The organism is Citrobacter sp. wls619 (assembly GCF_005281345.1).
Lineage (GTDB): Bacteria > Pseudomonadota > Gammaproteobacteria > Enterobacterales > Enterobacteriaceae > Citrobacter.
Map to the genome: position 1 here is coordinate 525,751 of NZ_SZXJ01000027.1, position 1,903 is coordinate 527,653.

A 1,903-nucleotide genomic window follows, 5' to 3' on the forward strand; every position below is an offset into this window, starting at 1 on the left:
GGCCCGGCGGTCATGGCAGCCGGCAGTCAGTATAACGCTCAGCACAGCCACCATCAGCGGTAATCGTCTCATCCCTGCCTCCTCAGAACAGTCCGTCCAGCGCATCCGCGTTCACCCGCGCCCGGGCTTCCCACTGCTGCTGGTCGTCCATCCGCCACACCGTCCGCACCCACCCTTTGCCCGGGGCCATCGGCCACACGAACGAGCGCTCGTCCGTCGGCGCATAGTGGTGTCGCAGAAAAATCTCTCCCGAGGACGGACTCACCCACAGACTCAGATCCGAGTCGATGTTCCAGTTCGCCGAACAGTGCAGGTAACGCCCGATGGTCCGCATCTCCTCCGCCGTAAATCCCTCCGGCGCCGTGCCGCACCGGACCGCTTGCCCCTGCGCTATAGCTTTATCACACAAGGGAAGTAGTTCTGACGGTAGTGCCAGCTCTTTGTTGCTGCTGAGTATCGGTGCAAACATAACCCCGGCGTCCTGTGCCGCATCGAGCATCACCCGCAGGCACACTTTTTCCCAGTCGTTCGGCACCGTCCTGCGCGTCATAAACACCGCCGCGCCTACTTTCTTCTCGAAAATAGACGCCCGCGCCTTGTCCCGGTTAACCAGCGGCCACGAAATCATTTTCGTCTCCACCTTGCCGTGTGGCATCAGGTATTTCAGCGCCGGCAGCGAATACAACGCCTGGCGCATCTTCTCCGCCTGACGGTAAACTGCCGTCTGCATTTCATCCGCGCTGTCGCGCGTCACCTCAAAGTCCGGCATCGTCAGCAGAGAGATTTCATCCTCTCCCGCGTTATAGCCCCCGCCAATGTCCGAGTGCGCCCCTGGCAGCGCCAGCTCCGGCCACATCCCCGCGATGCTGTTCAGACTGAAGTTGTACCGGCACTCGTGCATCGCGCTTATCTGAAACACCTTCTGCGCCACCGGGGGGCGCAGTTCGAGGTTCACTCCGGGGTTGCTGCGCCCGTTAATGTCGTAGAAGTTCAACAGACTCCCGATGGCTGCGACCGTGTCAAACAGCCCCAGGAAGCGCACCTCACCCGCAGGTTTTCCGTGGTGTCCTGCCATATCCAGCCCGTTCTCTATCGCTGCTGCTATCGCCGGGTCCTCCTTCATCACCCGGTTGGCAAAGTGCCGCGCCGCCGCCGCACCGCGGCTAAACCCGAACACGTCAAACTGCACCTTCGCGATAGCCACTTTGTCACGGTTATGACCAATGAAAACGTTCAGTGCTGAAGCAATTTCCTCAAGAACTTCATCGGTCTTCGTCACCACCCCTTCAAACTGCCGGATAAGGCTGCTGCCCAGCGCTTTACCCAGCATAGAATCGCTTTCACCGTCCGCCGTCCCGATACCGCCGACGTAGGCTTTCACCTGCGCCTCCATCTGATCTTCGCCAAGGACAGTATCCGATTTGTAAAGTTCATTGAGCCGCGAAATATTGGTGATGCCGCCCTGCCAGCTACCGTTACCCAGCCCGGCTCTGGCGTGCTCTTCATACTTCGCGCATGCCCGGGCACGCTCCTCGCCGACCAGACTGGCGCAGTAGGCATACGCCAGGCGCAGATCGTCTGAGTTCGCCCGGTTATTTCCCGTACCGTCAAAGAACACCCCCACGGTCAGCGTGATCCCCCTGACCGGCACCTGCCGGCACCAGACGGTTTTAAAGCTACAGTGAATGCTGGTCTTATGGGTGCAGTCCCCGATAATTTCATACTGATAATAGCCGCTATCTTCCGGTGCGGCCTTATCGTCTGTGCTCATATAAAGTCCTTTTAGTTTCTGTGGTTAATTAATGCACCATCATACCTTAACCTAAATCAACGTGCTGTCTTTACTACATTATTGTGTCATCACGCAGTTTTAACAGCGTGCTTTTTCCGCAGCCGTTGTAGC

General features: G+C 58.2%; 1 protein-coding gene. It reads right to left on the reverse strand.

Features of this window, described 5'->3' with window-relative positions:
- Nucleotides 1-82: 82 nt before the first annotated feature.
- Nucleotides 83-1,771, reverse strand: coding sequence for a DUF2235 domain-containing protein (locus tag FDX19_RS05240; protein ID WP_137381859.1), 1,689 nt, complete (start codon nt 1,769-1,771; stop codon nt 83-85).
- Nucleotides 1,772-1,903 lie beyond the last annotated feature (132 nt).

What these genes read in the sequence shown, in the direction of transcription:
- FDX19_RS05240 (WP_137381859.1), bottom strand. Translation starts at nt 1,771, where the DNA reads ATGAGCACAGACGATAAGGCCGCACCGGAAGATAGCGGCTATTATCAG.